At 72.6% G+C, this 5412-nt stretch carries 6 protein-coding genes and 1 pseudogene; 1 reads left to right on the forward strand and 6 read right to left on the reverse strand.

The annotated features are described in order from the left end of the window. Nucleotides 1–159: 159 nt before the first annotated feature. From rplT to infC, 3 genes are all read right to left on the reverse strand, one after another. Nucleotides 160–543, reverse strand: coding sequence for a 50S ribosomal protein L20 (gene rplT / locus MTQ10_RS27370; protein ID WP_016642495.1), 384 nt, complete (start codon nt 541–543; stop codon nt 160–162). Between the two features lie 104 nt (nt 544–647). After that, nucleotides 648–842, reverse strand: coding sequence for a 50S ribosomal protein L35 (gene rpmI / locus MTQ10_RS27375; protein ID WP_004933563.1), 195 nt, complete (start codon nt 840–842; stop codon nt 648–650). Between the two features lie 111 nt (nt 843–953). After that, entirely contained in the window at nt 954–1595 is a 642-nt protein-coding gene (infC, locus tag MTQ10_RS27380) for a translation initiation factor IF-3 (protein WP_247472947.1), read from the reverse strand. Between the two features lie 363 nt (nt 1596–1958). Between infC and MTQ10_RS27385 the strand changes: the two genes are divergently transcribed. After that, entirely contained in the window at nt 1959–2330 is a 372-nt protein-coding gene (locus MTQ10_RS27385) for a DUF1844 domain-containing protein (RefSeq protein ID WP_247472940.1), read from the forward strand. A gap of 78 nt (nt 2331–2408) precedes the next feature. Here the strand turns inward: MTQ10_RS27385 and MTQ10_RS27390 are convergent, their stop codons facing one another. The 3 genes and pseudogenes from MTQ10_RS27390 to MTQ10_RS27400 form a co-directional block, all read right to left on the reverse strand. Further along, the gene (locus MTQ10_RS27390; RefSeq protein ID WP_247472942.1) at nt 2409–3140 is read right to left on the reverse strand and encodes an SseB family protein; all 732 of its coding nucleotides are present in this window, start codon (nt 3138–3140) and stop codon (nt 2409–2411) included. Nucleotides 3141–3373: 233 nt separating this feature from the next. Beyond that, on the reverse strand, nt 3374–4543 hold the full coding sequence (mycP, locus tag MTQ10_RS27395; RefSeq protein ID WP_247472946.1) for a type VII secretion-associated serine protease mycosin: 1170 nt from the start codon (nt 4541–4543) through the stop codon (nt 3374–3376). Next, nucleotides 4540–5412 (reverse strand): annotated as a pseudogene (locus tag MTQ10_RS27400) (hypothetical protein); the annotation flags it as partial. The gene mycP and the pseudogene MTQ10_RS27400, both read right to left, overlap by 4 nt.

Consider the following 5412-nt stretch of genomic DNA (forward strand, 5'->3'; position numbering starts at 1 on the left):
GGGCGGGCCGGGACCGTCCGGAGACGGTGTGGCCGCCGGGGTGGTGGGCCGGGACGACGGGTCCGGCGTGGCGCGGCGGGCCGGGTCCGGCAGCAGCAGGACCCGCAAGCGGCAGCCTGCGGGTCCTGCTGTGGTCGTCGGCTCAGTGCCGGCGCGGCGTCACGCGGCCTTCGGCGCGTTGACGTCGGAGGGCAGCGCCTTCTGCGCGACCTCGACGAGCGCCGCGAAGGCGTTGGCGTCGTTGACCGCGAGCTCGGCCAGGATCTTGCGGTCGACCTCGATGTTCGCGGCCTTCAGACCCTGGATGAAGCGGTTGTAGGTGATGCCGTTGGCGCGGGCAGCGGCGTTGATGCGCTGGATCCACAGCTGACGGAAGTCGCCCTTGCGCTTCTTGCGGTCGTTGTAGTTGTAGACCAGCGAGTGGGTGACCTGCTCCTTGGCCTTGCGGTAGAGGCGCGAACGCTGACCGCGGTAGCCGGAGGCCTGCTCGAGGATCGCCCGGCGCTTCTTGTGGGCGTTCACTGCCCGCTTGACGCGTGCCACTTTGTTTAACTCCTTGTAGCGGGGCCGTGGGTGTCCTCACACGGCCCGGTGTCGAATGGGTCCCGGTCGTGACGTTCGGCGCTCCCTGCGGGGCGCCGGGTGCGTCACTTGCCGAGAAGCTTCTTGATCTTCGCGGCGTCGCCCGGGGCCATCTCGGCGTTGCCGGTGAGGCGACGCGTCACTCGGGACGACTTGTGCTCGAGCAGGTGGCGCTTGCCGGCGCGCTCACGGAGCACCTTGCCGGAGCCGGTGACCTTGAAGCGCTTGCTGGCACCGCTGTGCGACTTGTTCTTCGGCATAGCGCCGTTCTCTCCTCGTCGGTGGCGCTCCTGTGCCCGGTCGCGAAAACCGGGCACGGTGGAGCGTCGCTCTTGTATCGGTTACTGCCTGGGACCGGGTGGTCCCGGGGATCACGCCTCGGCAGGTTCCTCGGCGGACGCCTTGGGGGCATCGGCGGGGTTCTGCGAGCGGCCGGGGTTGGCCTTCGCGGAAGCCTTGCGGGCCTCCTGCGCCTGGCGTGCCTCGGCCATCGCCTCGGTCTTCTTCTTGTGCGGACCGAGGACCATGATCATGTTTCGGCCGTCCTGCTTCGGGTTGGACTCGACGAAGCCGAGGTCCTGGACGTCCTCCGCGAGACGCTGCAGCAGTCGGTAGCCCAGCTCGGGCCGGGACTGCTCGCGACCACGGAACATGATCGTGATCTTGACCTTGTCGCCCTGCTTGAGGAACCGGACGACGTGACCCTTCTTGGTGTCATAGTCGTGCGGGTCGATCTTCGGCCGGAGCTTCATCTCCTTGATGACCGTGTGCGCCTGGTTCTTGCGCGCCTCACGGGCCTTCATGGCCGACTCGTACTTGAACTTCCCGTAGTCCATGAGCTTGCACACGGGCGGACGGGCGTTCGCCGCGACCTCGACCAGGTCGAGGTCGTACTCCTGGGCAAGCTCCAGTGCCTTCGCGAGCGGCACGATGCCGACCTGCTCGCCACTGGGACCGACAAGTCGCACCTCGGGAACGCGAATCCGGTCGTTGATGCGGGGCTCGGCGCTGATGGATCCTCCTCGGTAGCACCACGCGACAGCCTGGTGGACAGCCGCGTACGTCTGTGTTTGTTAGACCTAACCGCGCCGAGACAGAAAAAATGCCCCGGACGATCACAGGCGGGGCTCCACACATCCGGAGCACCGCCGCGTGGCCGCGGGGCGCCTTTCGGGCGGCTCCATCGTCCGTACGGAACGATGGTGGCCGCCTGACCGGTGACCCGCCGTCCCGGAGGACGGTCAGGTGGGAGATCGGAGCCTCCACTTGTGGGCCGTACATATGACATGTCCGGCCGGTCGGATTCCAGACTAGCAGGATCGTCCGGCAACCCCTAATCGGGAGCGGGTCTCCCGGCACCGCTTATCGTGTGCGTCATGAGCGATACCCCTCCTGAGTCCCCCGAGTCCCCCGGCTTCGACGAGATGACCCGCGACATCGCCGAGGTCCCCGCCGTCGAGGTGATCGTGACGGTCGCCGTCAACCTGATGAGCGCCGCCGCGGTGAAGCTCGGGCTGACCGAGGAGGGCGACAAGTACAAGGACCTGGACGAGGCCCGCAAGCTGGTGCACGCCCTCGCCGGTCTGCTCGACGCGTCCGCGACGGAGATCAGCTCCTTCCATGCGGCGCCGCTGCGGGACGGTCTGAAGTCGCTGCAACTCGCCTTCCGCGAGGCCTCCCTCGTCCCGGACGAGCCGGGTCAGGGGCCGGGCGAGAAGTACACCGGCCCGGTCTACGGCACCCGCTGATTCCCGTACGCGGACCGGGTGCGCGGACGGAATCCGCGTCTCGAATCCGATCCGCGTCTCGAATCCGCGCACCGAGAACTATTCGCGCACGTACAGGGGCTCGCCCGGGGGCGTGGTCCCGGCCGGCAGGATCGCCAGGTCGAGGCCGCGCACCAGGCGGGCCCTCAGTGTGTCGTCGGCGGCGAGCCGCTCGGCGACGGCACGGGCCGCTTCGGCGGGTACGGCGGCGGGGTCCAGGACCAGCGCGAGGGTGCCGTCGGCCCGTCCCGGGCCGAGGTGGGCGCGGACGACGCGCGGCTCGGCGGCGACCGCGTCGCGCACGGCGTCCCGTACCGCCGGGTCGGCGAGCGGGTCGGTGGTGGTACGGCCCTCGGCGAGCGCGAGCAGCGCGGGACCGGTCAGTTCGAACGGCACCGGGCCCGCCATGTCCAGGACGACGGTGTCGGCCTTCTCGTGGGCGGCGGCCTGCAACGCCTGGTGGAGGGGTACGGCGACGGGGCGGGCCGCCGGGTCCCACAGGGCGAGCGAGTCGGTGGAGGTGAAGGCGGGCAGCGCGGTGCGATTGCCGGCCTTCAGCGTCGGCACGGCCATCTCGGAGGTCTTCTCGCGGCGCAGACCGTTCTCGTCCTCCTCGACCTCGCCGAGCACGGCGACGACCGGCACGAGCAGGCGGGCGCCCTTGAGGGCCTCCAGGACGGGTCCGAGCGCGCTGTGGTCCTCGGCCCAGGCGGCGAGCGCCGCGCTCAGCCGGGGGTCGGCGGAGCCGTCGTCGTCGGAGTAGCCGGGGTCGGGAATGTTCTTGTTCGCCACGGTGCCGACCCTATCGGGGGCGGTACGGCGGCCTCGTCCAGGGGCGGTACGGCCGCGGGCGTCCCGCGCGGTACGGCCGCGGCCGTGTCGGAGCGCGGCGTCCCCGGCGTCGAGGGGTCCCCCTGCGTCAGGCCGTCTCCCGGCGTCAGGGCGTCCCCGGCGTCAGGCCTTCTCCCGGCGTCAGGGCGTCCCCGGCGTCAGGCCTTCTCCCGGCCTCAGGCCTTCTCCCGGTGTCACGGGGTCGAGCGCCGGCCGCGCCACAGCACCACGGCCGCGACCAGCAGCACGCCGCCGGTGCTGCCCGCGAGGGGGCCCGCCCAGTCGGCGGTGGAGTCCTCGGGACCGCTCTCGTCGGGTCCGGAGCCGAAGTAGCGCGCCCCGTACGACGCCGGGCTCAGGCCCTCCGGTTTCAGCCGGCCCGCCGCCTCGATGGCCGCCACGGGGTCGATGAAGCCGTATCCACGGGAGTCGTCGCGACCGCCGGCCGGGGCGTCGCGGGCGGTGTCCTCCAGCACGTTCTTGATCTGCGCCGGGGTCAGACCGGGGTGGGCGGCCTTGATCAGGGCGACAGCGCCGGAGACGAACGCGGCGGCGGCCGAGGTGCCCCAGCCCTGGTAGTACTGGTGGTCGGGGTCGGCGATCACGACGTCCACGCCGGGCGCGCTGACGGTGGCGTACCAGCGGCGGGTGGAGAACGAGGCGCGGGTGCCGTACTTGTCGACGGCGGTCGCGGCGATGACGCCCGGGTAGGCGGCCGGGTAGGAGATGTGGTCGCCCTTCTCGCCGCCGTTGCCCGCGGAGGCGACGACGACGGCACCCTTCTTGAGGGCGTACTGCACGGCCTCGTCCTCGGCGGGTTCGGGGTGGGCGGAGGCCGAGTCGTCGCCAAGGGAGAGATTGATGACGTCGGCGCCGTGATCGGCGGCCCAACGGATGCCCTCGGCGAGCGCGTTGCCGCGGGTCTTGCGGGCCTTGGCGCGGGCGGGGTCGGCGTCCTCCAGGATGACGCGGACGGGCAGGATCTTCGCCTCCGGGGCGACGCCCATGACGCCGTCGGCGGCGCCCGGCCCGTGTCCGTGACCGGCGATGATGCTCGCCATGGCGGTGCCGTGGCGGGCCCAGGCGCGGTCGCCCTCGACGGCACCGAAGCCGACCAGGTCGGTGCCGGCGAGGACGTTGCCGGCGAGGTCGGGGTGGTCGGCCTCCACGCCGGTGTCCAGGACGGCGACGGTGATGCCTGCGCCCTTCGTGGTCCGCCAGGCCTCATTCAGGTGCAGGGCGTCCAGGGCCCACTGGGCGCCGCGTATGCCGTCGGCGTGCGCGGGGGCCGCGGGGACGAGGAGGGCGCAGGCGGCGAGGAGGCAGCCGGCCAGGCCGGCGCGGCGGCGCGTGCGAAGACTCATGACGGCTGCTCCGTGGGCTTGTTCACGGTGGCGCGCAGCCCGCGTTCGATGCGGTCGGCCAGGCCCTGGGCCTCGTTGCCGAGGCCGGCCTGGGCCGGGGCGGTGGTGGCGCCGGGCTCGGCGGCCTCCTTGGCGGGCTGCGGGGTGTCGACGCGGCGGCCGTCGGCCCAGCCGGAGACGGCGTAGACGACGACGGGCGCGTCGGTGAGGACGGAGACCGACCAGGAGGCCCGCTGCGCGTCGCCGAACCCGGCGGCGGCGGTGCCCTTCGCCGCGTAGGGGCGGGGCATCAGGTCGGCGCGGTCGGCGAGCTTCTCCCGCTCGAAGCGGCTGCGCAGGGTGCGCATGGCGTCGGCGTCGGCCTCGGTGAACAGCAGGCCGACGGTCGTCACGTAGCTCTGGGTGGCGTCGGTGTAGGTGGCGCGCAGCAGCCGTTCGCAGCCGACGGGGGCGAGGGTCGTGGCGAGCAGCGGGTCGAAGGCGCCGTTGCATCCGGAGTCGGGGGCGACGGCGATCCGGGTCCAGGTGCGGTCGGCGGCGCCGGGTCCTGCGCCCTGGCCCTGCACGGTGGGCGGGAACAGCCGGTCGACGGGGACGTTGTGCCACAGCTCGCCCGCCGCCTCGAACGCGTCGGCGTCGGCGGCGTCGCCGGAGCCTCCGGTGAGAAAGCTGCCGGTGACGGCGCCGCCGATGAGGCCGAGTCCGAGGACGAGGCAGACGGCCGCGGCGGCACCGCGCCGGCGGCGGCGCGTGCGGTGGTCGGACGCGTCGAACCGTTCCGGCTCGGCGAACGACACGTGGGGCCGACTTCCCGGGCCTTCGGCCGCGGTCCAGGACAGGGCGGGGTCGGGCGCCGTGGGGTGCGGCAG

Origin of the sequence: Streptomyces sp. XM83C (assembly GCF_023072675.1) — a bacterium.
Taxonomy (GTDB): Bacteria; Actinomycetota; Actinomycetes; order Streptomycetales; family Streptomycetaceae; genus Streptomyces; species Streptomyces thermocoprophilus.